General features: G+C 59.1%; 17 protein-coding genes. 7 read left to right on the top strand and 10 right to left on the bottom strand.

Features of this window, described 5'->3' with window-relative positions; genetic code table 11:
* Positions 1-204: 204 nt before the first annotated feature.
* Positions 205-1,632 carry a threonine synthase gene (thrC, locus tag Mal65_RS23150; protein ID WP_145303252.1) on the top strand — a complete coding sequence of 476 codons (1,428 nt, stop codon included), beginning with the start codon at positions 205-207 and terminating at the stop codon, positions 1,630-1,632.
* A gap of 59 nt (positions 1,633-1,691) precedes the next feature.
* Here thrC and Mal65_RS23155 read toward each other — a convergent pair whose 3' ends face one another.
* Positions 1,692-2,261, bottom strand: coding sequence for an HAD family hydrolase (locus Mal65_RS23155; RefSeq protein WP_231131226.1), 570 nt, complete (start codon positions 2,259-2,261; stop codon positions 1,692-1,694).
* 169 nt (positions 2,262-2,430) lie between these two features.
* Here Mal65_RS23155 and Mal65_RS23160 point away from each other — a divergent pair, with 169 nt between their 5' ends.
* Both Mal65_RS23160 and Mal65_RS23165 read left to right on the top strand, forming a co-directional pair.
* Positions 2,431-3,204: an SDR family NAD(P)-dependent oxidoreductase gene (locus tag Mal65_RS23160; protein WP_145303255.1), complete on the top strand. Its 774-nt coding sequence runs from the start codon at positions 2,431-2,433 to the stop codon at positions 3,202-3,204.
* A 63-nt stretch (positions 3,205-3,267) separates the two neighbouring features.
* Positions 3,268-4,293, top strand: a complete 1,026-nt coding sequence (locus tag Mal65_RS23165; protein ID WP_145303258.1) for an NAD-dependent epimerase/dehydratase family protein — start codon at positions 3,268-3,270, stop codon at positions 4,291-4,293.
* A gap of 6 nt (positions 4,294-4,299) precedes the next feature.
* Here the strand turns inward: Mal65_RS23165 and prmC are convergent, their stop codons facing one another.
* The 4 genes from prmC to Mal65_RS23185 all read right to left on the bottom strand — a co-directional run bounded on the left by prmC (position 4,300) and on the right by Mal65_RS23185 (position 7,899).
* Entirely contained in the window at positions 4,300-5,178 is an 879-nt protein-coding gene (prmC, locus tag Mal65_RS23170) for a peptide chain release factor N(5)-glutamine methyltransferase (protein WP_145303262.1), read from the bottom strand.
* Between the two features lie 114 nt (positions 5,179-5,292).
* Complete coding sequence (gene prfA, locus Mal65_RS23175; protein WP_145303264.1) at positions 5,293-6,372, bottom strand: peptide chain release factor 1; 1,080 nt, start codon at positions 6,370-6,372, stop codon at positions 5,293-5,295.
* Positions 6,373-6,482: 110 nt separating this feature from the next.
* Complete coding sequence (gene rpmE / locus Mal65_RS23180; RefSeq protein ID WP_145303267.1) at positions 6,483-6,728, bottom strand: 50S ribosomal protein L31; 246 nt, start codon at positions 6,726-6,728, stop codon at positions 6,483-6,485.
* A gap of 91 nt (positions 6,729-6,819) precedes the next feature.
* Entirely contained in the window at positions 6,820-7,899 is a 1,080-nt protein-coding gene (locus Mal65_RS23185; protein WP_145303270.1) for a bile acid:sodium symporter family protein, read from the bottom strand.
* A 144-nt stretch (positions 7,900-8,043) separates the two neighbouring features.
* Between Mal65_RS23185 and Mal65_RS23190 the strand changes: the two genes are divergently transcribed.
* The gene (locus Mal65_RS23190; protein ID WP_145303273.1) at positions 8,044-9,315 is read left to right on the top strand and encodes a hypothetical protein; all 1,272 of its coding nucleotides are present in this window, start codon (positions 8,044-8,046) and stop codon (positions 9,313-9,315) included.
* Positions 9,316-9,382: 67 nt separating this feature from the next.
* Here Mal65_RS23190 and Mal65_RS23195 read toward each other — a convergent pair whose 3' ends face one another.
* The 4 genes from Mal65_RS23195 to Mal65_RS23210 form a co-directional block, all read right to left on the bottom strand.
* A complete protein-coding gene (locus tag Mal65_RS23195; RefSeq protein WP_145303275.1) occupies positions 9,383-13,063 on the bottom strand; it encodes a cytochrome c biogenesis protein in 3,681 nt (1,226 codons plus the stop codon).
* Between the two features lie 191 nt (positions 13,064-13,254).
* Positions 13,255-14,463: a hypothetical protein gene (locus Mal65_RS23200; RefSeq protein ID WP_196784393.1), complete on the bottom strand. Its 1,209-nt coding sequence runs from the start codon at positions 14,461-14,463 to the stop codon at positions 13,255-13,257.
* A 251-nt stretch (positions 14,464-14,714) separates the two neighbouring features.
* The gene (locus Mal65_RS23205) at positions 14,715-16,226 is read right to left on the bottom strand and encodes a helix-turn-helix domain-containing protein (protein ID WP_145303278.1); all 1,512 of its coding nucleotides are present in this window, start codon (positions 16,224-16,226) and stop codon (positions 14,715-14,717) included.
* A gap of 236 nt (positions 16,227-16,462) precedes the next feature.
* Positions 16,463-17,080, bottom strand: a complete 618-nt coding sequence (locus Mal65_RS23210) for a hypothetical protein (RefSeq protein WP_145303281.1) — start codon at positions 17,078-17,080, stop codon at positions 16,463-16,465.
* 191 nt (positions 17,081-17,271) lie between these two features.
* Here Mal65_RS23210 and Mal65_RS23215 point away from each other — a divergent pair, with 191 nt between their 5' ends.
* From Mal65_RS23215 to Mal65_RS23225, 3 genes are read left to right on the top strand one after another with little or no spacing between them, the layout of a single operon-like run.
* Positions 17,272-18,636, top strand: a complete 1,365-nt coding sequence (locus Mal65_RS23215) for a MotA/TolQ/ExbB proton channel family protein (protein ID WP_165701485.1) — start codon at positions 17,272-17,274, stop codon at positions 18,634-18,636.
* The gene (locus Mal65_RS23220) at positions 18,633-20,657 is read left to right on the top strand and encodes a hypothetical protein (protein ID WP_145303287.1); all 2,025 of its coding nucleotides are present in this window, start codon (positions 18,633-18,635) and stop codon (positions 20,655-20,657) included. Before Mal65_RS23215 ends, Mal65_RS23220 begins: the two co-directional genes overlap by 4 nt.
* A gap of 8 nt (positions 20,658-20,665) precedes the next feature.
* Entirely contained in the window at positions 20,666-21,685 is a 1,020-nt protein-coding gene (locus tag Mal65_RS23225; protein ID WP_145303289.1) for a hypothetical protein, read from the top strand.
* Positions 21,686-21,723: 38 nt separating this feature from the next.
* Here Mal65_RS23225 and Mal65_RS23230 read toward each other — a convergent pair whose 3' ends face one another.
* Entirely contained in the window at positions 21,724-24,513 is a 2,790-nt protein-coding gene (locus Mal65_RS23230) for a hypothetical protein (RefSeq protein ID WP_145303292.1), read from the bottom strand.
* Positions 24,514-24,615 lie beyond the last annotated feature (102 nt).

Below are 24,615 nucleotides of genomic sequence, written 5' to 3' on the forward strand. Positions count from 1 at the left end.
TTGCCGGCACTGAATCTAGCGACAAACTCGTTCGACCGATCTACTCTAAGCGGGAATCCGTTGCGGTTGCGGCAGATATCGCGCCGCCGGTTTCAATGGCCTGCCACGGGCTCTGCCGACTTGAATTCCGCGTTTGTGGGAAACGAAGTCGTTTGACCGTCTAGTTTTTCGCACGTCCACCCCTTTTCGCAATCGATCGCTGACATGTTGCTTTCCGCCGAAAAGCACAACGCCGCACAAACCGACCTGGCCTTTCAACGATGCATCAACCCGCTTTGCGGGGCGACTTACGATGCGATGGCGATTCATACAGCATGCCAGCAGTGCGGTGAACTTTTGGACATCGCCTACGACTGGGACCGTGCCGCCCTGCCAAGCTCTCTGGCGTTTTTCGAACAGATGTGGGCACGACGCAACGATCCGGTCCGTTTCAGCGGGGTGTGGCGTTTCCACGAATTGTTGCCGTTTGCCCCGCAAGACAAGTTGGTCACCGTCGGCGAAGGCCAGACGTTGCTGCAACAGACCGACGCGGTGGGCCGCTACGTCGGCCTGAATGCCGGTCAACTGCACCTGCAGTACGAAGGGATGAACCCGTCGGGCAGCTTCAAAGACAACGGCATGTGCGCCGCGACGACCCACGCGGGCTTGGTCGGTGCCCAGCGTGCCGCCTGCGCCAGCACGGGTAACACGTCGGCATCGCTGGCCCTGTACTGCAGTGCGACCCAACGGATGAAGGCCGTCATCTTCATCGGCAGCGGCAAGATCGCTTATGGCAAGCTGAGCCAAGCGTTGGATTACGGCGCACTGACCATTCAGATCCACGGCGACTTCGACGACGCAATGGTCCGCGTCAAAGAGGTCAGCAAAGAAATGGGGATCTACCTGGTCAACAGCGTCAATCCGTTCCGGCTGGAAGGCCAAAAGACGGTGATGTATCGCGTGCTTGAAGCGCTCCGCTGGGAAGTCCCCGATTGGATCGTTGTTCCGGGCGGAAACCTGGGCAACAGCAGCGCGTTCGGCAAAGCCTTCATGGAACTGAAAGAACACGGCTTGATCGATCGCGTCCCACGGTTGGCGGTGATCAACGCGGCCGGTGCGGCAACGCTGTACGAGCTGTTTGAAAACCGCGGCGTCCGCTGGAACGAGGGGCGAATCGATTCCGACCCCATCGACCAATACAACCAGAAGATGGACCAGGACGGCATTCGCGCCGACACCATCGCCAGCGCGATCGAAATCAATCGGCCGGTGAACCTGAAGAAATGCTTGCGGGCCCTGGACGTGATGGATGGCGTCGTTCGAAAGGTCAGCGACCAGGAAATTCTGGATGCCAAGGCTCAGGTGGGTGCCGGCGGATTCGGATGCGAACCCGCGTCGGCCGCCAGCGTTGCCGGCGCCAAACGGCTTCGCGAAGAAGGCGTGATCGCCCCCAGCGATCGGGTCGTCTGTGTGTTGACCGGCCACGAACTGAAAGACCCCAACGCGACGGTCGCCTATCACGCCGGCGATCAAGAAATGTTCGACAAAGTCTTGGGCAGCCGCGGTGTGACCGAAGCAAAATTCGGTAACGGTTCGGTCGCCGTGGAAAACGATCTGGACAAAATCATCGAAGCGATTCGCAAGCACGGCTAACGCGGACCGGCCGTGAATCCACGGTCTGCGAATCGCTGGCCCGTGTTGACCACTGGCCCCTAGCGGACATCGACCCAGTCCATGCCGGCTGCTTCGGCGGCGGCAAACCCCAGCGGCGAATCTTCGAACACCAGACATCGCGTCGGGTCGACCTTCAATAGCTCGGCGGCCTTCAAAAAGACATCAGGCTCCGGCTTGTGACGCTGGGTGTCTTCGGCCGTCACGATGACGTCGAAGATCCCTTCCAACCCGATCTGTTTCAACTGCCTGTCGATGACCGGACGTGTCCCGCCGCTGGCCACACTCATCGGCATTCGGCCGTGATGGTGGCGGGCGATCGCGACGATGTCTTCCTTCATTCCCAGTTGGTCGATCATGCCCACGAACGCCGCTTCCTTGGTCACGGCAACGTGGCTGGCATCGACGCTGACATCTTGTTCGGCAGACAACGTCGCGACAATCTTCTCGCTGGGCATCCCGCCCATCCCGTAAAAGCGATCTTCGGCGAACTCGATCCCGTGCCGCGCCATCGTGTCCCGCCACGCGACGTAGTGCAGCGGCATCGAATCCGTCAGCGTCCCGTCGCAGTCAAAAATCAGCGCGTCGTACTGGTTGGTATAGTCTTTCACGTTCTCGTGTCTTCTTGCGTAAGTTTTCTGTTTTCGATTTAAGCTTCACGCCGAATTTGAAACTGACAAGTCGTCCGAACCAGAAATTCAAATTCTCGCACCGTCATAGCGTCGTGACCGGCGTCGTCCGCCCCCTTGCCCGTTGAACCGCCCGAATCATCGACTAGACATGTTGCCCGGCATACGCCTGTTTGACCTATCCGATCGTGTAGCCGTCATCACCGGAGGCAGCAAAGGCCTTGGGCTAGCCATGGCCGACGCCCTGGCATCGGCCGGCTGCGGCGTGGTTCTGATCAGCCGAAATTTGGACGAAGCGTCCGCCGCCAGTCAACAAATTGCCACCGACCACGATGTTCCGACATTGGCCATCGAAGCGGACGTGACCGACGCGGGCGACGTGGACGACAGCGTCGCGGCGGCATTGGACGCGATGGACCGGATCGACATCCTGATCAACAACGCCGGTGTGAACGTCCGCGGTTCGATAGACCAGCTGACGATCGATGATTTTCGCCGTGTCCAGCAAACCAACGTTGACGGCATGTGGATGATGTCCAAGGCGGTGGTCCCGCACATGAAAATGCGACGCAGCGGACGCATCATCAATCTGGCCAGCACCCTGGGGATCGTCGGCCTGGCCGATCGAACGCCATACGCCACCAGCAAAGGTGCCGTCACTCAATTGACCCGCAGCCTGGCAATGGAATTGGCTCCGTATAACATTTTAGTGAACGCCATTTGCCCCGGACCGTTCTTGACCCCCATGAACGAACCGATCGCCGAAACCGACGAAGCCAAAGAATCAATCGTCGGTGCGACCGCCTTGAAACGTTGGGGACGGATGGAAGAAATTCAGGGCGCCGCGATCTATTTAGCCAGCGACGCCGCCAGCTACACGACCGGCAGCCTGATGGTGGTCGACGGCGGCTGGACCGCCCATTGATTCGGCGTTTTCTGTTTGAACGACACCCGCGACTGCGACAACCGACCTGAATTCCACGGAAACATGAAGCACGCTTTGGTGACCGGCGCAAGCGGTTTCATTGGACACCATCTGGTGGAACACTTATTGCAACAAGGATTGGACGTCCGGTGCTTGGTGCGTCCCAGTTCGGACACAAGCCACCTTGCCCCGCAAGCGGAAAACGTGATCGGATGTTTGGATGATCCGGCGTCGCTGAAAGAAGCGCTGCGGGACATCGATGTCGTCTTTCATTTGGCCGGTCGCACCAAAGCGTTCCACAGCGACGAACTGTTCAAGGTCAATGAAACGGGATCGGCCAACCTGGCACGCGTCTGTGCCGACCAGGCGTCACCGCCGATCATGGTCACGGTATCCAGTCTGGCCGCCGCCGGCCCCAACGTCCCCTGCGACTCCGGTGCAAACGCCTGCATGCGTCCGCGACGTGAATCGGATCCCGTTGCACCGGTTTCGGATTACGGCCGCAGCAAACTGGCCGGCGAAAGGGCGATCCGGAACTTCGCTGACCAAATGCCGGTCAGCATCGTGCGTCCGCCGATCGTCTTGGGCCCGCTGGATAAAGACGGCTTGGAATTGTTCAAAACCATGCGGTTGTTGCGGATCCACGTGATGCCGGGCAGCGGGGACCATTTGTTTTCAGCGATCGCGGCCCCCGATTTAGCCGATGCCTTGATCGCCGTCGCCCGAAGTGGACGCCGCTGTCGTGACGGCGACGACACGACCGGCTGCTATTTTGCCGCCGATCCGGATCCGTTCACTTACCGCGAACTCGGACGGATGGTCGGCCGAACCATCGCGCGACCCCGCGCTTGGCCCATCAATGTGCCAATGCCGCTGGTCCACGGTATGGCATTTTTGAACGAAGGCCTCGGACGATTGCGGGGACATCCGCATATCTTGAACTTGGACAAGATCCGCGAAGCCCGCGCCGGCGGGTGGGCTTGCGACAGCCAAAAGATCAGCCAGGAATGTGGTTTTCACGTTGCTGAACCGTTGCAGCAGCGGATCCACGAAACCGCACAGTGGTACCGCGACGCGGGATGGCTTTAGATCGCCCTAGCGCCGGCGTCCAACCAGCAAACGCTGATGACCGGCCAAGTCTTTGACCAACCGCGCGTCGCTGAAACCATCGGCCGCTTGCAGCATTTCCAAACAACGCGACGCGATCATCGGACTCAGTTCGATCAACAACGCACCACCACTGACCAGGCGTCCGGATGCTTGGTCGATCAATCGCTGAATCGTCTCGGTGCCCGTCGGCCCTGACACTAAGGCTTCGACAGGTTCATACAGCCGCACCGATTCGGACAGTTCTTCGTATTCGTCTTCGCTGACGTACGGCGGATTGCTGCAAATCAATTCAAACGCGGCCTGATCATCCAAGGTATCCAGCAGGTCGCCTTGGACAAAATCAATCCGGTCATCCACCTCGTGGTGTGTGGCATTCCAGCGTGCGATTTCCAAGGCCGGTTCGCTGATGTCAATGGCGGTCAGCTTTGCCTTGTCCGCGTGCTTGGCCAACGAAACGGCAATCGCGCCGCTTCCGGTGCCGACGTCGGCGATCCGAATGGGGTCGGTGCCGGCAAAATCCGACTTGCAAAGATCCAACGCTTCGACGACCAAGTGTTCGGTCTCCGGTCGCGGGATCAACACGTGTTCGTCGACACGAAACTTCAGCGAATAGAACTCTTTGAAGCCGACCAACTGGGCCACGGGAACGCCTTCGCCCCGGCGACGGACCAATTCACGAAAGGCCACCCGCTGTGGCTCGGCGGGTTCTTCATTGAATGCGGTGTAAAGTTCCATCCGCGAACATTCGCGGGCGTGGGCCAACAACACCTCGGCATCCAAACGCGGCGAATCACTGCCGTGCTTGCGAAAGAAATCGGTCGTCCATTCCAACAGACGCAGTACCGTCCATGGTTCTTGGGACATGAGCAATCAGTGGATGGAAAAGGTCGTGGAAACGATATCGCAACGCATCAAGTGTCGGACGGCCGACCGATCAGTCGTTCCGCATGAACGCCCAAAAGAACGCGGCTGATCCGATCAATCGATCATGTCGCCACGCAATTGATCGCGGTCGTATTCGATCAGTGCGTCGGTGACCGGTTGAACGTCACCGGCGACCACCTGATCCAGTTTGTACAACGTCAGGTTGATGCGATGATCGGTCAGGCGATTTTGAGGATAATTGTAGGTCCGAATCCGCTGGCTGCGATCACCCGAGCCGATCAAGCCTTTGCGTTGTTCCGCCTGCTTGGCCGCTTCCTCTTCGCGTTTCTTTTCGTAGATCCGCGCTTTCAAAACCCGCAACGCCTTGGCCAAGTTCTTGTGCTGGCTTTTTTCGTCCTGGCACTGAACAACGATTCCCGTTTCGTGGTGGGTCAACCGAATCGCGGATTCCGTTTTGTTGACGTGCTGGCCGCCGGGACCGCTGGCCCCAAACTTGTCGACGCGATAATCGTCGGGCTTCAACGCGACTTCCACGTCTTCCGGTTCGGGCATCACCGCAACGGTGGCGGCGGAGGTGTGAACACGCCCTTGGGTTTCGGTTTCCGGAACACGCTGGACGCGGTGCCCGCCGGATTCGTATTGCAAGTCGCGGAAAACATTTTCGCCCTCCAAGGTCAGCGTGATTTCCTTGAAACCACCGCGTTCGGTCGGACTGGCGTCCATGATCTCCGTCTTCCATCCCTTTTGCTCGGCATAGCGGCGATACATGTCGAACAGGTCGCGGGCGAACAATGCTGCTTCATCGCCACCGGTGCCGGCACGAATTTCCATGACACAACGCGTCCGGTGGGAATCTTCGCCGCCGACGGTCAGTGACAGCAATTCTTCCCACAGTTCTTCGCGTTGCTTGCGAAGCGATGCCATCTCCGCTTCCGCCATGTCGCGTTCTTCCGAATCCTCGGCGGCCTCGGCCATTTCCTGGCAGCCGTGAATTTCGTCGGTCAGCCGTTTGAATTCACGGTACTTGCCGGCCAGTCTGGCCAACCCACCATGTTCACGAGCGGTTGCCGACATCAGCGCTCCGTCAGCCAATACTTCTGGGTCGGACAGGTCGCTTTCGAGCTTCTCGAATCGAGAAAGCTTTTCTTCCAGAGTGTCGCGGATGGTGGTCATGTGGGCCGACGGCGAAGCTTAATGGTGGGGGCAAAATCGGTTGCACGAAAAAAGCCGCAGGTTCCCGTGAACGGATCCTGCGGCTGGTCGATATTTCGATCGTGCGGTCGCTATTTTTTGCCGGTTTTCTTCTTCGGCTTCGCCAAGCTGCCGTAGCTGCCCGCGGCGAACTTCTTCTGGAACTTATCGATTCGACCGGCGGTGTCGACGTACTTCAGCTTGCCCGTATAGAACGGATGGCACTCGCTGCAAATGTCGACTTTCAATTCCGGACGGGTGCTGCGGGTCGTGAACGTGGTACCACAACCGCAGGTGACCTGGGTTTCTTGATATTTCGGGTGGATGCCGTCTTTCATGGCTCAATTCATTCGCAAATGGCGTGGGTGGCGACACTGGCCTTGTACAGATCGCCGGGCCTCGCAGAATACGCCGAAATACGGTTTCGGTTCAAGCCCCGCCGGGATTTCTGTTCCCGGGAATCGAATCTCCCGTGGGCATCCTCTTTCGGGCAGCGTTGGGGGGGCCCGAATTTCCCGACAAGGATCCGGTCGGATCAGGTGGCTGGTTTCCGCCGTGTTTGGCGTGAGCGATGGCCCAACGATCGGCCACATATGTGTCGATGAACAACTGTGACAGGTGGTAAATGATCATCGGCACCACGCTGACGCCACAATCAATGGCGATCTGCAATCCCACCATCAGCGTTTTTTGGCTGCCGGAAAACCCAACGGCGATTTGGCGATCCTGGGACAAACCGCCCAACCTTGCCAAGCGAATGCCGCCCAGCAACGCCGCGACGTGGACGGTCGCAGCAGCCAAGATCGTCATCAGCAGCATCGCCCCGGCGAACCAACTCATCGGCTGGTCGGACTGGTCCATCAGTTGCCGACTGGCAATCGCACCGAAAAAGACCATGACCAGAATGCCGATCTGGGCCAGAAAAGCCAGCAGCCCTCGATTGTTATCCGCCGCCGCCGCCCCGCCCAATCGTCGGGTCGCCTGGGCCAGCAACAGGGGAACGACCACCACCCAAAACAGCTTCTGAATCTGGCCGACGATGGGGATTTCCGCCTGACAGCCCAAACCGATCCATAAACCGATCGGGACCACGGCAACGCACGCCAAATTGGTGACGATCGTCGTCAACAGCGCAATCGAATCGTCACCACCGGCACGTCGGGTCCAAATCGCGGCCGAAGCCAACGTGCACGGCGCCAGCCCCGCCACATACAACCCACCGCCCAATTCGGGGGTCAAAACAATCGCTGCGACATAGCAAAGTGCGGGAACAATGATCATGTTCAGCCCACAGGCCATCGCGCCGCCCAAAGGCTGGGCCACACAGCGGCGGATCGCATCGCCACGCAACGTCAGGCCCGTGATCCACATCACCGTGAACACGAACCCGCTGCGCAAATAGGGCAAATCCAACAACCAAGCGGCCTTCGGACCGGCACCAAACCCGATCGCAAAGGCGAATCCCAGTCCGAATAAAAACCAATGCCGACGAAGGCTTCTCCAGATCATCTCTTTCGCCCAAATGCCCTATCGGCGATCCCGCCACGGTGTCTAGGATTCCACGGTCAAAATCCGCTTCGCAAAAGGATGTGCGGGATGCATGAACGGACCAGTCGAGCCATGGCTCGTTTGCTGTTCGTTGCATGCTGCGCGATGCCGACCTTGCTTACGTTGGCCGTCATCATTGTCTGCCGTTCGCCCTGGTACCACCGCAGTGAAATTCGGGCATTGGAATCGAATCTGGAAATTCACACCGGACTGGACTTCCAAATCGGCGACTTTCATCGGGCGGCGCCGGATCGAATCGAACTATCCGACGTCCAGTTACGTCATCCCGAAACCGGCCGGCCGGTGCTGGATCTGTACCGAGTGACGTGGCAACGCAACGACCAGGGCACGGTGATTCGGATTGTGCAGCCCAAACTGCACCATGACCAAATCTCCGCCGCCTGGTATCTGATTCACGATCGATACCTGTGCCAAAGCCAGCACACCCAATCACCGACGACCATTTTGGTCGACGGTCTAACCGTGGGCGATTTCACATTCCGGGATATCGATGCGCAAATCGTACCGCACCCTCAAACAGTGGAAGTGATTGCGAGTGCGGTGCCTGCATCGGGTAACGGAATCGATGACATCATCGAAGCCACCGTCATGCGTGATCGCAGCGGCCTGTTGCCGTCGACGAATTGGTGGATCAACACGAACACGGCCCAACTGCCGTGTCGTGTGCTGAGCGATTTCATTCCGTGGATGAAACGTCTGGGTGATTCGGCCCAGTTTGCCGGGATGATGGCTTTGGAGACCGGCCTTGATGACATGGTTGTCGATTTAAGCGGTGCTCGCTTTAGCGACATCGACCTGGCCACCTTTGCCGAAAACCTTCCGCACCGCATGGGCGGAACCGCGGAAATCCGATTCGATCGTTGCGTATTGCAATCGGACCAACGACACGACATTGCCGGTCAAATCACCTGCGACGGCGGAGGATTCATCGCCGCCACGTTGCTGACACCGCTGGCTGATCAGTTCGGCGTCCAAATCGATCCCCAATGGGCCAGCCAACGCGACGTCGGGTTTGATCGCTTTTCGGCTTGGTTCGAAATCAATGGACGATCGATGCAGGCAACCGGCAACTGCAATCGTATCGAAACCTACTTGCCGCCCGACGTGCTAGCCAGCGTCGGGGGTCGCCCCCTTCTGATGCTGCCCCCGACCGGACCGCTTGATTCGGCGGCACTAGCCTATCTGGCCGCTCCGCTACAAAGCCCGATGGTGCCGCTGACACAGGCGACGCGTCCGATCCTGAAGTGGTTGCAACCGGGTGCACCGGAGATCAACGGCGGTTCGCCCGCGGCGCGTTTGTCGCGAGTCCGATCACTGGACGACGGTTCCCCCGCGGCGATCAGCCAACCACGATAACCGACCGCCCTGCCCCCGATCCTCCGCAAACGGACGGCGACGGCCGTCACACAAAAGCGTCTGGGGGTCAATCGTTGGCGGTCTTGGAACTGGGCCAATACGCGATACCCGCCGCGATGAACGCCAGTTGGCTGACGAAAAACATGGTCAACCAAAACATCGTGCCTTCGGTGAACCCGTAACTGTGCAGGCCGATGCCCAGTTCGTTGGTACCGAACCAGGACCAAGCGGTGATGATGTTGCCGGCGATCGCCAGCACCGAAAACCCGCGACCGGCCACCATCTTGTCCCACCGGGCATGCAACATCAGCGCGTTCCAAATCACGATCAACAAGGCGCCATTTTCCTTGGGGTCCCACCCCCAAAATCGTCCCCAACTGTCGTCCGCCCACAGTCCGCCCAGAATCGTTCCGATGGTGCTGAACAGGATTCCCAAACAGGTCGCACCGTAAACGCTGCGGTACAGTTCTTTTAGCGTCGCTGGCCCCTTACCGATCCAACCGGCAATCAAATAAGCGATTCCCAACACGCCGGCGACCATCGTGGCAACGTACCCCAACGCCACGCTGATAACGTGCGTCGACAACCAAAACTGGGTGTCCAACACCGCTTGCAAAACCGGCATCGTATCGCCTTGGCCGGGATTCAATGTCAACCCGTACGCGACCTGCAACGTCGTCGCGCCGGCAATTGCCGCCATGAAGGTTCCCGTTCCGTAACGAAAAACGCGTTCGATCACCAAACCGAACAGGACCGCGCCCCAGCCGACGAAAACGGCGGACGAATAGAGGTTGATCACCGGCGCGCGGCCGGTCACGTACACCCGCGCGGCCAAGACAAGGGTATGAACCAGGAACGAAATCAACACCGTTCCCCAGGCGACCCTGCGAAGCCGATCGCCGCCGAAAGCGAAATGCCCCAGCACCAACACCAGAGCCAAAATGTACAACGCGATCGAAATCGAATTGGGATGCGCGGCGTTCATCCAACGCTCCACCCAAACACGGCCTGAAACGTAACCAGGGATGGGGTACGCACCGACGCCCGCCAAGGCGGCATCGATCGATTCGTTGATCGCGATCGGATCACCGGATTCGTAGGCATCGATCAACCCACTGAACGCATCGGCGACCGGTTGATTGGATTGGTCGGTGGCGGTCGCCTTGGCCACCATGTCGTCGAAAGCGACCGGTGCATAAGCATCCCAATCCGGCTGATCAATCGCGTCGGCCGCTTGCCCCGAACCCGGCGGAATGATGCGAGGTGCATTCATCTGTCGGATCGACCGCATCTGGTCTTGCAACTGTCGCACGGCAAACAGTTCCGCCATCTCCTTGGTGATCCCTTCGGGCAAAGCTTCTTCGGGAATCGGCCGAATGGTGGGTTTGCGAAAGGCGACGGCGGTGGTCAGAAATCGTCGTTTGCGAAGCTCCAATTCGATCAGCTTCTTTTCCTTGAACGTCAGCGATTGTGGATCGTCTTGCTGCTTGGAAAACGCGACCTCAACCTGCTTGCGAACCTCGCCGCGGTTTCGATCAATTTCATCATAGGAGTACAACTTGGTCGGCCGCCGATCCAGGCCGCCCAGTTCCGCCAGCACTTCGTCCGCATCAATACGGAACATCGGCAAGTCGTACAGGTTCGGGTTGTCGATGGCGACTTCCATCAACCACTGCAGCGCCGACATCTTTTTGCCATCGACTTTGGCGGCGATCTGACCGGGAACCCCCTTCAACGGGACTTCCTTACGATCCTTCACCGGAATCGATTCTTTATTGGTCATCGCTTTGACCGTTTGCCGCGCGTAAGCGTCCAGCGGCATCACACGACCGCCATACTGAACCGGCATTTTGCCCAATGCGAAATAGTCGACCGACTGGTCTCGTTCGGCCGGTCGCAATGCGTTTTGAATCAGTGATCCCGGAATCAGACATGCCACGGCGAACAAGCCGACGGCGGCCAAGGCGACGTACGTGGGCCAAGGTTTGACGCCCGTGCGTTTTGGCGAAACGGTGGTGGCATCGTCGCCTTGCAGTGCATCATCAAAGGGATCGGCGTCTGCCAGTTTCCTGGATTCTTCGCGACGACGCCGCCGGACAAAACGCACCAACGTTCCCCAAAAGTGCGCCGCCATGCCCAGCGCGATGATGCTGCAGGCGACATACGGGATCAGCCACCCCGAATTTCGCACCACCTGGATTCCGGTCAGTTCTTTGCCGTTTCGCAGCGTGGTGTAACTGGACTGAAAGAACGTTTCGCCGCGATAACGCAACGGATTGTTCATCCAGACCCTTTCACGACGGTCTTCCCCCGTTTCCGGATCCACAATGCGAATGAACGAACTGTAATCTCTGGGCGTTTCGGTGCCGCTATAGTTCACACGCCGGACGTCTTCCAGCTTGACCCAATACGGTTTGACTTCGCGGTGCAGACGCAGGCCGAACTTGTACATCGTTTCGTCGACCGTGATTTCGTTGAACAAATCGTCAGCAGTCGTCCCCGGTGACAACATGTTCAAATCGGACAATTGCTGGGATACCAAGAAGGTTCCCAACGACTGATCGCCGTCGGCATCCAGCAATTCGATGTAAGCAGCCGGGATATCCATTTCCGGATTCGCGCCGCCGCTTTTCGGCAATTCGGTTGCGGCGAAGTCCAGGCCATTCCCTTGATCCGCCGGGTTGTCACCGCCCAAATCTTCGACGTCGATCAGCTTGCTGTTTTCAAAAAAGTCGACGACTTTGATTCGAACCGGCAAGGCGGGATCATCGAACGTGGTGTCCCTGCCTTCGATCGCAGCCAAACGTTGCACCGGAACGGCGATGACGTTTTGCTGCTGTTGGGATTCGGTCAAGAAGACCAATTCGACTTCGTCCAGGTTGACGAAGGTGTTGGTCATCTGGTCTTCGACCAAACTGAGACGCTGTTCCAATTGTCGGTCACCGAACGCAAACTGGCCGACCATCAACAAGCCGACTCCCAAGTGCAGCAACACGTTGCCGCCTTGGCGACCGAACAGCATTTGGCATCCCACCAACAACACCGCACCCGCACCGACGCCTTTCAACAGTTGCCAAACGATCCGCAGTCCCGGATCCCCAATGCGATAGCCGGTGGCGATTGCAAAGACCATGAAGCCCACAAGAACCAGCGAAACCAAAATCAATGTCACTCGCGCCGACAGACCGTTCGCGGTCGTCGCCGCCCAACCGCAAAACGCGGCCAGCATCGCAATGCCACCCATCAGAACGCCCCACAACTGTGGGTAAGTGATCGGTGGCGCGCCCTGCAATCCATCGCTGTTGTGTCCCGAAGCGACGATCAGTCCCGCGATGACAAACCCGGCCACTAAGAATCCCAGCCCCATCGCCAGACGTCGTCCACTCGCCTGCATCCGAAATCGTGTGATCTTGGCCGCCAACAGATTGACCATCAACAACACGCCGACCAACGCACCACCGGGAAACGGCAGCACGCCGGGGATTGCTTGTTCGTGCGGAAAGAATGCTTGGGGAAAGAAGTCATCGAAATGCAGCGGTGCGATCCAAGAAAGGAAGTACCTTTCTTTGACATCCTGCATGTTCATCTCGTCTTGCGCCAGCGTCCCGACCAAAACCAAGATCAGGGACACCGCAAACAAGACAACGGTGACCTTCAACGACCCCAACGGTCGCAAAACATCGCTGACTGAAAAATCCGTCCGTGTCGCCGTTGACGCTTGCGCTGTGGTGGTGCTTGCCGTGGCCATGGATATCTCGATCCGGTGACAATGGGTCGATGGAAACCGTCACTTGGCGTGGACCGAGCCGACGGTTGTTGGGGGTGGGAAGGATTCGATCTGTGGGGCCGCCGCTGAACAACAGCAAACAGCCCCTTTCACATGACGATGAAGTTGCGGGCGAAAAACCGATCGAATTTCTATGGCGGGATCGTCCGCATTCAGAACGAAAGCGACTGGACGAACGAACCCATCGAATCGCGTTCCGCCATCACCGTGGATTCGGGCCCCGTCATTTTGACAAACAGACTGAACCCTGATTCCAACGGCACAATGACCGCATCGATTGCCATTTGGTCCGGATCGGATTCACCGCCGGCACGCAAAAGAAACCGCTTTCCGTCGCGACCATCAACCGTCACATCATCGGCCGCGTCCATCGCGGCGTCCACCGCTTCATCCGTGGGCTGGCCGCCGATGACTTGCCCCAGCCAACGGGCGACGTTGCTGCGCAGGTCACCGCCGGCGGTGATCACGGTGATTTCGGCTTTCGCATCATCTTCGCCGGCTTCAAAGGCGGCCATCCGCATCATGCTCATTCGACCGTCACGCCATCCCTCGGGGCGTTCGAATTTCAACTTGGACGGATTGTCCGCTTCGCTGTCGGCCGACGCCTGTTTTGGCTCGGACGATTCGCCGGATCCGGACGCCTGGCCTTCAGACGGATCGGGCATCTGCCCCTCGGCGATGCGTCGACGCATTTCCGGCGGCAGTGAAGCGTGTGGATCACCACTGTCCGGACTTCCCGATGCCGTGGCGCCGGCAAACGGCGGCATCGACATACCTGACGTTCCCGCATCCCCATCACCGACCAGATCGGCCAGGACCGCGTCGGATTCCACGGCGTCGACATCGAAAGCTGTTCCGCCGGCCCAACGTTCATCGGAGTCTGGCAAGCCGACTTGGCCACGCCAACGGTTGACGTTCATCACGACAAACTGGTCCCAATCATCGCCGGCGGTCAGCTTCGAAATGCTCAGATCCAGTTGCTTGTCCGGCGTGTTGATGTCGATCGACGCGAAGCGAAAGGGCTTTTCGCCGCCGCGTCGCCAGCCTTCCGGCAATTCCGAAAGGTCGGGAGCATTGTCGACATACGTCCGAGCTTTGACAAAGTCCTTGAAGTCCGCTTCGACGCCGCCGATCGCGTCGGCCGGCCCCTGAATCTTGTAGAACCAGACGTCTTGGTCGACCGGCACCATGACCGCCAACATCCGCTGCGGGCTGCTTTGCAGCTGGGGCGGCACCGTGGTGGGAATCGTGTAGGTGCGAACCGAGGCCTCATTGTCACAGCCCGCCAGAACGACCGCGGTGACTAGAAAGCAAAACGGGACGACCGCGAGAAAACGGCGGCGTGATGGACGGGGCGGCATGAGCGATGTCGAGAGGCGGGACAGAATGCGAATCCAATTCGAACGCTTTGAACATCCAAAGCGAACTTGTCTTCTGCACCCATTACTATAGGCCAGACGCCGGATCGGTTCGCCGGGGCAATCGAGCCGAACCGATCCGCCATCCGGGCCCATGTTTTCATCAGACAGCCGACTTCGATCGGTCAAGGTCCCCTGAGACCATTGCCGCCTGGCCCAAACGAAAGTCCGTCACCCACAAAAGGGCGGGATGATCAGGGATTCATCCGCAACAGACCGATCAGTGCGTCGGTCAAACCGCTTACCGGCGACGCCGGTTCGGCATAGGCCCACATGTTGCGAACCAAATCCGTTGCGATCATGCCGCAAAGGGCCAAAGTACAGGCCAGGCCCGCCAAGCAGGCAACCTGCCACATGGTGAACGGAATTTCCGGTGCCGCCGATACCGTCCCCGCGGCCGGGGCGACCACGTCATCGGTGTCCAACGACATCGCATCGGTATCTCCCAATGCGACGGGCTCTTCGACCACGCCAGCGTCTTCGGCAAACGCGTCATCCCCGCCAAAGCCGCCGTCGCCGAAATCCACCGCGTCGGCGACTTCGCTTTCTTCGACCTCAATGACCTGCGAACCGCTGTCTTCGTCGGTTTCCAGGCCGATGCCAGAGGGCGAAAGTTGGAATTCTTCATCAGCCTGAAAATCCACGGCCGAACCGGCGTCGTCCGACGCTCCGCTGCCACTGCCGCTGCCGATTTCGGCACCCAAATCCAATGCGCTGATGCTGCTGCCGGCCAGATCCAAAGGCTCGCTTTCCAGCGACAATCCGCTATCCGACGGGCTCATTAGATTAATGCCGCTGTCGCCCGCGACGGAAATGTCACTGCCGGCACTGTCGATCACCAGATCATCGTCATCGTCGGCGATGACCAGGTCGTCGTCGTCGGCCAATGCGTCGTCGCTGGGTTTTCCAGATCCCGATCCGACATCGCTGCCGGTCACCAACCCGCTGCCCAGCCCGGAAATCAACCCGCTGCCGGCCTGTTCGGCACTCAATAGATCCAGTTCGCTCAATACATCGGCGCCACTGTCACTGGCAGCTTTTTGTGAGGCGTCATCCAGATCGGACATCAATTCCAAACTGCTGGCTCCCGAAGGTGCCGGCTTGTCGTCGTCCAAGATATCCAGATCGCTGTCTTCACTGGCGATGATCGCTTCGGCGCTGTCTTCTTCCAGGTCCAAATCCAACAAGCTGCTCTCGCCCGATTTCTTTCCCGAGGTTTCGGGTGTGTCTGCCGCCGCCAATTCAAGTTCGGCGGAATCGTGATCAACAGCGGGGCCGTCCAGCTGCAGATCCGAATCATCCAGGTCCAGCAATTCCGGCCCCGAACCGGTTCCGGTGTCAGCGGACGACTTTGCTTTGACATCGCTGCCGCCGGCCACCAAAGCCACGTCGCTGTCTTCGGATTCCTGGGGACTGACGGTCAAATTAACGTCACTGCCCTCTTCGCCGGCTTGGTCACCCCCGATAACGCTGCCGTGCTTGGATCCCAGCGACGATCCGCTGCTGCCGTCGTCGCACAGGATTCCCGACCCCATGCCTGAATCGGCCAGATCGTCGGCCAACCGATCGATTTCGGTATCGGGAAACTTCCAGCTGGCGCCGTCACGAAATCCCCGAACCTGTCCTTGGCTGCGTAGATCGACCAACCGCTCGGCGGGGATCCCTAGTTTGGCGGCGGCTTCCTCGAGTGACAGATAGTTGGCCATGCGTCGACGTGGCTCCGAATAGGCGGGGCAGCTTGGGTGCGTTGGAAAAGTTTGGGATGTTGGGTCCCCATTCGCTCCGCTCCGCCGATCCGATCACCGTGTTCCCAGGGACCGTCCTGATTCTTCGGTCGGCCTGTTCCACCGGTCCACCGGTCCACCGCAGTCCCGAACCCAGACGGGTCTCTTTCCCCAGGAGGCCGACAACCGTCATGGCCACCGGCGAAACCGGTCAGGTCTTAAGAACCGCTGCCGGAACGGTTTTGGCGTTCCATCTGCCGAATCTCGTCGGGCAAAGGCGATGTAGCGTTCAGCTGAAGCGAAAAGTCCGCGTCGATCGGTCGGCTGCTGCGCAACCAAATCTTCCCAGACGAATCCACATGATACACGGCCATCCAAGATTTTCCCGTATGAAGTACCGTGATTGTCTGACTTCCCGATCCCTCCCCGTGTGAAAAACCGATAAAGTCGCCCGATGCGGCGACGCGATGGATCGGCGAAGCTGCCTGACCCCCTCCGGCGGGCGATATTGGTGGCATCACATTCCCCACCGGGACACCGGCGGGATCGGCCGATCCAGCGTGCCCGGAAGCTCCCAAGGAAGCGGGCAAGTCGCCGCCCCCCGCCCATCCGGAGGCCCCCGTTTCGATGTCATCCGAATCAACGGGATCGGCCGGGGGATCAGCATTCCAGGCGGTCGCTGTCGCGCCCGCAGCATCGGGCGGCGTGGCAGGGACCGATGCCGAGCGAACATCCCGATAACTCGGCGGCTGGCTGGTGGCCCAGGTGTTGACCAGAACGGCCATCAGTATCGCGCCACCCAGGATTTGCGACTTCGGTGTTGGATTCGACATCATTTCGACCTTCCTGCTATGTGTCCGCTTGCCTACCGTCCGTCCGGCCAACTCGGCTTGCATCTGGTAGCAAACTTTAACGATTGGATAAAGCTCACCCGTCGTAGTGGTCGATCTAGCGATTAACTGTGCGAATTGATGCGGGCCGACCCCGTGTCGCGAACAGCAGCCCCCCAAACCCAAGGGATTTCGGCGTGAGAAAGGATTCTCAGGCGTCAGCCGAACAGTACGACAATGATTTGCCCGATTCCCCGGTCGAATCCGGTGGCGTGTTGCCGATCTGCTTTGGCATTTTGGCCGCCGGGGCGTTTTACGCAGCCGCCTACGTCTTGCCCTGGGCCCCGATTCAGCGTTACTTCCTGGGGCACGCCGTCGCGGTGGCCGCCACGGTTCTGTTTTTCGTGGCGCTGGCCAGCTTGGTCGCCAAAGGAATCCAGGTCCGTGCCCAAACCCGCCGCACGCTGGCGATTCGCGATTCGGACCTCACGCCCGAACTACCGCCGGTCGGCCAGGCATCGCCCACCGATCGCTACCGCGACCGCCACGACGTCCGGTTCGTCGCCCAGCGTTGGTCAGAAACGTTGGCTGAATTACCCGATTCGGTGCGCAACAGCCTGTTGGTGCAACGGTTGCGCGAGGTCCTGCATCGCCAATCGCTGCGAGGCAACGCTGCCCACTTGGCCGATGATTTACGCGAAGTGGCCGGACGTGACGCCGACGCATCGCACGATTCGTTCGGCCTGGTCCGAATCATCGTCTGGGCCATCCCGATGCTGGGATTCTTGGGTACGGTGATCGGGATCACCCAAACCCTGGGCGGCCTGGACTTCACCGATGGTGCCGCGGCGGTCGACCGACTGAAGAGTGGTTTGTATGTCGCCTTTGACACGACCGCCTTGGGGCTGGTCCTGTCGGTCGTCGCAATCTTCTTACAGTTCCCGGTGGAACGCAGCGAACAACGCTTGCTGGCCACCATCGACAAACGTGTCGGGCCGTTGCTGTCAGCGCATCTGCCCAGCGAAGACAAGGAAGGCAACACCACCGATCTGATCGTCAGCCTGTGCGACGGTATTCGAACCGCGGTGGCCCAGTCACTGGCCAGCCAGACCGATCTGTGGCGTCAAACCATCGATGTCGCCAACGAACATTGGAAAAGCGTTCATGAAACTGACGCGGACCGATTCGCCGACGCGATCGAAAACACGCTATCGCAAACACTGCGTCGCCACAGCGACGCGATCGCTGGATCACTGCACGCATTCAACAGCGGCAATGAAAAGATGGTCGATCTGCAGCAGGACCTGATCTCGCACACCGAGAAATTGGCGTTGCTGTATCACCAAACCGACAAGCTTCATACCGCCCAAGGTGCCTTGGACGCCAACCTGGAACGTCTGGCCATGGCCCAGCAACAAATCGGCATCGCCGCCGATGCCGACCAGCGTCATGCCGCCATGTCCGATGCCGTTCGCACTTTGGCCCGGGCCGTCGACTTTTTGTCCGCTCGGATGGCTGAACCGGGAACCAAGATGCCTTCGCAAATCGGTCGTGCGGCATGAGTCGGCGAAAACGCAACGCGATTTCGCCCACGCTGTTCCCCTTTTTAGCCGTGCTGGTATGCACGCTGGGAACACTGATCCTATTGCTGGCTTTGGTGGCCCGCGAAGCCAAAACCACTGCGCAGCAAAAGCAGGAAACTCCCGCACCACCGCCGACGCACCCATTGACCGCCAAGGCGGCTTCGCAATTGATCGCCGACGAACAGTTCCGTGCCAAGCAATTGGTTTCGTTTCGCCAAGAACAAACCGACGAACTGCAACGCCGCCGAGACGAGCTGACGCATTTGGAAGTGGCCACCGAAGCACTGAAAGACCGTCTGCGCAAACTTCGCGATGAAGTCCAATTGGCAAGCGAGACGGTGGACGTTGAAGAAATCGCCGAAGAAACGCTGGTCCTTTTGCAAGAAGAAATCGAAGACGAACAGCAGGCCGTCGACGAACTGAAGGAAGAATTGGAGACCGGACAACCACGCGTCGTCATCGTTCCACACAAGGGTCCCAACGGGACCGACCGCCGTGCGATCTATGTCGAATGCACCGCCGACGGCGTCACGATTTGGCCCGAAGGCGTCACCATCACTCCGGTGCAAATGGCTGACACCACACGTGACGCCAACCCGTTGGACGCGGCACTTCGTGCGGTTCGCTATCACGTCGCCCAGAACTACGGTGATGCTGCCCCGCCCTACCCCTTGCTGATCGTTCGGCCCGATGGCACCGAGACGTACGCGTTGGCTCGCATGGCGATGCAGGATTGGGACGATCAATTCGGCTATGAATTGGTTCCCGACGATATCGAATTGGCGTTCCCCGCCCCGGACGCACAGCTGAAGGAAGCGTTGCAGGTCGCAATCCGACGCACGGTTGCCAGCCAACGGGTTCGCTACGCGGGGCTGGGACGATCCGGCGGCCGAGGCGGCCCGTTGGGCGTTTCCAGATCCGGCACCGTGGATAACCCATACTTCGGCGGTGGCCCCACCGCCGAATCCGGGGGCGACGGATCCGGACCCAACAGCGGCGGTGGTGATTCCTACGCGGCCAGCACCAAGCCCGCTAAGCCGTTGCCCGTCTTATCGGCGGCCGAGCTTGACCGCCAAGGCCAGGCCCGCGGTTATCAAGACTTCGCCCACGCCGGTTCGATCACCAGCACTTACGACACCCGATCCGATATCGATCGAATCGTCGACAGCATTCCCCGTGACTCGGCGACGATCGCCGGTTCGGATTCGACTGACCTGCTTGGTGGCCAAGCCGCCGATGGTCGATCCGCCGAAACCCATGGCTCCAGCGCCGCCAAGGATCCACCGTCGCTGGCACGGAGCGGTGAAGACACCGCCGGGCAGCCCTTCGATGCTTCCATGGCCTCACTGGGATCGCCCCAGCAAAGCCAATCGCAATCCGACACCGGATCGCCATCCAGCAACGACGCAAGTGACAACTTTCAGTTGCCCGGCGAATCGGATGTCGCCAGTGCCACCCCGTCAACGATGTCTGGCCAAAACGCCCAAGCCTCAGCGTCACCGGCCGCATCGATGCAGCGTCCCGGCGCGACGCCATCATCGGAAACTCCCCCCGACCAAGATCCTTCACAACCGGCTTCGCCATCGGTATCGGCCAGCCTTTCGCCCCAACAGTCTCCGGTGCAACGAATGGGCCGCAACTGGGCCTTGCCCGATGCGATCGCCCAAATGCGGGGAACCGAAGTCGTTCGGCCGATTCCGATGCATTGCTACCACGACCGATTCGTGTTGGTCGACACCGTCAATCCGTCGCGTTCACAAACGTTTCGCTTCGCTAACGGCGACATCAACAGCGCGACGATGAAACTGGCCGCGGCGATCCGTGATCGTGTCGCGACCTGGGGAACATCGCTGCCCGGTGGGCGATGGCAACCACGCCTGGAAGTCCAAGTCATGCCGTACGCGGCCGGCCGCTATGACCAACTTCGGACGCTGCTACACGGCAGCGGCGTCGAAGTCCACACGGCCGGGACCTCGAATTCGACGATCGACAAAAGGTAAATCCCATCATGTCGACGAAACGACGAAACAGCGGCCCCGAAATGGGACACGATGCCTTCTTGGACATCGTCGCAAACTTGGTGGGAATCCTGATCATTTTGGTGGTCGTTCTGGGAAGCCAGTCCAAGCAAGTATTGGACGAAGCCGACCCTGCTCCGGTGCAAGAGATGGCAACGGACGATCAGATGTCGACGTTGGCCCAGTACGCCATGAAAGCGGCATCGGCCCAAGCGGATTCGGATCGTTTGGAAGCATCGATCAAGCTGTACGAAGCCAAACTGGATGCCCAACGACAGAAACGCGGCATGCTGCTGGACCTTGTTTCCGAAGCGGAATCGGCCTGGGAAGAAATGAAGGCCGATCTGGACCAAGCCAAAGTGCAGCAGGCCGCACGCTGGTCCAGCAAACAGAAACTGGAAGCCCAATTGGCAAGCGTGCGTGGCGAACGTGAACGACTGGAAAATGTCGACACGCCGACGGTGCAAATTGCCCACCTACCAACCCCCATGGCCAAGACGGTTTTTGGGGACGAGGTCCACTTTCGACTGAAAGGCAACCAGCTATCGGTAATCCCTCTGGATGGCCTGCTGCGTCAGTTGGAACGCGATCTGAAACTGGCGTTCGCAGGCAAACGCGAAGGCCGGCAAAACAGTGTGGTCGGACCGGTGCGTGGCTATCTATGCCGCTATGAATTTGAAAAGAATCGCGGGCTGACCTCCCGCGGCGGGCGTGTGGCAATGGCCACGGAGATCCGGCCGGTGCGGTTCGTCTTTGAACCCGTCGAAGAACCATTCGGCCAATCCATGGACGTGATCCTGTCGGGACGCAGCCAGTTGGACATCGAACTCGCAGGTCGAGATCCGGCCACCACCACCGTCACGATCTGGGTCTATCCGGACAGTTACCGGGCGTTTCGAAAACTGAAAGAGCACCTGTACGCCAAAGGCTTCGCCACGGCCGCACGTCCGTTGGCTGCCGACCAAAAGATCACCGCCAGCCCCTATGGCAGCCGATCGGCCGCCCAGTAGCCGGCGTCAGTCGGCCGGAATTGAACGATCGTGTGAGATCATTGCACAACGGTGTAAATGGCGTCGGCGGGAAGTTGAACGGAACGTCCCCACTTCATCTCGGTCACCGGAACGCTGCGATCCTGCCAGTCGCCGTTGCCATCTAACACACGGGCTTGCTTCAACGGTCGTTTAAAGTGAACCGTGGCGTCGACTTCGCGAACATTCGTCGGGTATCCACCCAGCTTGGTGATTCGTTGATATTCACCCACCGATTCGGTTTCAAATCCGTAGGGCTGATCCCAGGTTCCGGTTTGCACCAAGATCTTTGCTGACTGGGCCAAGGGCATGCCATCAAGCGAGATCACCAGCACACTGCCGTACGCGTTTCGCGAATCGATGGCGACGTCATTCAACCGGATCGTCCCGGCATCTTGCAAGAATCCCCAAGCCCCCTGGGCCCGCGGCGTGTTCACGGTCATCACCCCGACACCGGCATTCCAAGACAACTGACCTGTCACACTGCGAACGATCTGTTGATCGCGATCAATGTATCGTGAAAGTGACGCTGATCGTAACGTGGAGGGACCATCGCCCAACGACTGCACCACCGGTCCGACGAAATAGGCCAATGGATCCACCGATGGCTGATCGGTTTGGCCGTCGGCCTGTTTCGGCTGCCCGCCTTCCAGTCGGCCGATCCTGGCCTGCCACAACGCGTCAGACCCCCGCAGCGGTACCGCGGATGTGCCCTTCATTTGATACGCATCGTCCAGTGCCACCGATTCATCGACCACGGGTTCGGTCGCAGTGCGAACATCGCCACGCCGAAACATCAGCGCCGTAGCGGGAAACTGCCCCAAGATGGATGGATTGCTAAGATCCCAAACACCCATGGAGTGCCGCCAATCGACGTCTTCCATTGCGAAGAACGTCCAACCATCGATGCCTTGAAGCGACGCATAGCTGGCAATCATCAACGGCCACTCCACACGGTAGCGATTGGGCCGTGTCCAATTATTTTCTGTCACCATGAACGGATAGCCCTTGACCAACGGAGTCCCCAGCGGCGAGGGCAAGCCCGGACGCTTTAGCGCACTGCCGTCGCGATAGGTGTCACCGACTTCGATCTCATAAAATTTTTGCTGGCCGTCTTTGGCATAATCGACGCCAAAGTAGCTATTGCGACACACGACATCGCCGGCGGTATAGGTGTGACGTTCCAAAGCATCCAACACCTTAGGATCCGCCGTCTTCCAATTGCTTGGCACAATCATTTGCTTCACCCCGGCGGAGCGCAGCGACTGTCGCATGGATTGATAAAACGCCTGTTGCGATTCGACCATGAATTGCAATTGATCGGTCGCGCGACGTTGGTTGCGTTGCTGCACCGCCCAGTCGGCGCCGGACAAGGTGCCGGCCGAATACAGCCCAACACGACCGACGTCCCACTGATCCGGTGTGGGCTTACCGGCACGTGGATCCTGCAATCCGTTTCCGTTCGGCCTCGGGCTGGTTTGCCAAGACTTCTGTGCCGATACCAGATCGCCGTACTTGGCTGTCAACCAGTCACCAAATCGCTGTTCGACCAAGGCACGTTCGGATTCGGGAAAACGCGAGGGACTGAAGGTGTAAAACAACAAGCTGCTTTCGTTCTGGATTTCCAGAAATGCCACCGCCGGGTCATCCGCCATCGACAAACCGGTATGGCGGTTCGGCGTGCGCATAAAATCAATCAAGAACTGGCGGTAAGCGTCTTGAAATTGATTTTCAAAGAACATCAATGCGATGGCATTTTCGCCGTCACCGAAACCCGGAAAATCGGCTTCACGAATCGGGTGGTGGGTGTGCCAATAAAGGTGATCGATGTAGGTATAAATGCCAGCCTTTCGCAGCGCCGCAATACGCAGGTGCAAGTCATCGACCAAGGTTCGCATTTGATCGGGATCCTGACGCCAGACACGAAAGAATTCTCCGCTGCCCATGCGGACCAGATTGACGCCGTATTTCGCCAACCGGCGGGCGCGGCGTTCGTACTGTGCCGGGTCTTTGCCCAGCCCATTTTGCACCGCCCAAAAGCGAATCGGCTCGTCAGCCCCGGTGACAAATCGATCCCCATCGCGTCGAACAAATCCGCTTTCACCAGCAACGGTCTCATTCAACCGCCGCAAATCAATCGGTGAATCTTCCCGCAACGGATCGGTCCCCGGTGACCAAGCGAAATAGCCGGGATGATGCAATTTGCCCTCTTCGGCGGGATTGCCTTTGCCCACCGGCGACAAACCTTCGTCGGTCAAAAAGATGGCGTCGATTGCCCCGTGATTTTGATTCTTGCTATCGAATCGAAACCGCAGCGTTGACGTTCCCTTCGACAAGCTTCGCTGGCCCAAGCGCAACCACCCGACGAATCGCAAATCGACGGCACCATCTTTGGCGACATTGACCACATGCTTGGCATTTTTAGTCGGGATGCTTTGCCAGGCTTGATCGTCCCAGGCAATCGCCAATGACGACTTGGTCGGATTGATCCGTGCCCAAATGGTATACGTCGCTGGCTTGGTAACCCGAACGTTGTAGCTTGCGGTTGCGACCTGACCGCCGAAATGCGACAGCCAATCTCCGCCGGACAGCAGATCCGCATCCACGCCGTCGTACCAACCATGGTGCCGTACGTCTGACGATTCAGGCTGCTCGCCTTCGATCCAAATGGATTCCGCATGCACACGTGGCAGAAAAGCCAAAACAATCCCCAGCAACACCGCTGCACCTTTCGGGTCGGCGATGCGTCGTGAGGGAAATTCGCTGACGTTTCGTCGATCGGGTAAGACAAGCCGTCTTTCTTTGGCCATCGTTGTGCTCGGTCTGGAATGTTTGCCGGTGGGGGGCGCAAAAAAACCACCAAGGAACATTCTAGACGCTGGCCGATCGGCCGTTGACGCTGGAGCAACCAC

The organism is Crateriforma conspicua (assembly GCF_007752935.1).
Classification (GTDB): domain Bacteria; phylum Planctomycetota; class Planctomycetia; order Pirellulales; family Pirellulaceae; genus Crateriforma; species Crateriforma conspicua.

Excerpts from the sequence above, each read along its gene's own strand:
- thrC (WP_145303252.1), top strand. The coding sequence starts at position 205 with ATGTTGCTTTCCGCCGAAAAGCACAACGCCGCACAAACCGACCTGGCC.
- Mal65_RS23160 (WP_145303255.1), top strand. The coding sequence starts at position 2,431 with ATGTTGCCCGGCATACGCCTGTTTGACCTATCCGATCGTGTAGCCGTC.
- Mal65_RS23165 (WP_145303258.1), top strand. The coding sequence starts at position 3,268 with ATGAAGCACGCTTTGGTGACCGGCGCAAGCGGTTTCATTGGACACCAT.
- prmC (WP_145303262.1), bottom strand. The coding sequence starts at position 5,178 with ATGTCCCAAGAACCATGGACGGTACTGCGTCTGTTGGAATGGACGACC.
- prfA (WP_145303264.1), bottom strand. The coding sequence starts at position 6,372 with ATGACCACCATCCGCGACACTCTGGAAGAAAAGCTTTCTCGATTCGAG.
- rpmE (WP_145303267.1), bottom strand. The coding sequence starts at position 6,728 with ATGAAAGACGGCATCCACCCGAAATATCAAGAAACCCAGGTCACCTGC.
- Mal65_RS23185 (WP_145303270.1), bottom strand. The coding sequence starts at position 7,899 with ATGATCTGGAGAAGCCTTCGTCGGCATTGGTTTTTATTCGGACTGGGA.
- Mal65_RS23190 (WP_145303273.1), top strand. The coding sequence starts at position 8,044 with ATGCCGACCTTGCTTACGTTGGCCGTCATCATTGTCTGCCGTTCGCCC.
- Mal65_RS23195 (WP_145303275.1), bottom strand. The coding sequence starts at position 13,063 with ATGGCCACGGCAAGCACCACCACAGCGCAAGCGTCAACGGCGACACGG.
- Mal65_RS23200 (WP_196784393.1), bottom strand. The coding sequence starts at position 14,463 with ATGCCGCCCCGTCCATCACGCCGCCGTTTTCTCGCGGTCGTCCCGTTT.
- Mal65_RS23205 (WP_145303278.1), bottom strand. The coding sequence starts at position 16,226 with ATGGCCAACTATCTGTCACTCGAGGAAGCCGCCGCCAAACTAGGGATC.
- Mal65_RS23210 (WP_145303281.1), bottom strand. The coding sequence starts at position 17,080 with ATGATGTCGAATCCAACACCGAAGTCGCAAATCCTGGGTGGCGCGATA.
- Mal65_RS23220 (WP_145303287.1), top strand. The coding sequence starts at position 18,633 with ATGAGTCGGCGAAAACGCAACGCGATTTCGCCCACGCTGTTCCCCTTT.
- Mal65_RS23225 (WP_145303289.1), top strand. The coding sequence starts at position 20,666 with ATGTCGACGAAACGACGAAACAGCGGCCCCGAAATGGGACACGATGCC.
- Mal65_RS23230 (WP_145303292.1), bottom strand. The coding sequence starts at position 24,513 with ATGGCCAAAGAAAGACGGCTTGTCTTACCCGATCGACGAAACGTCAGC.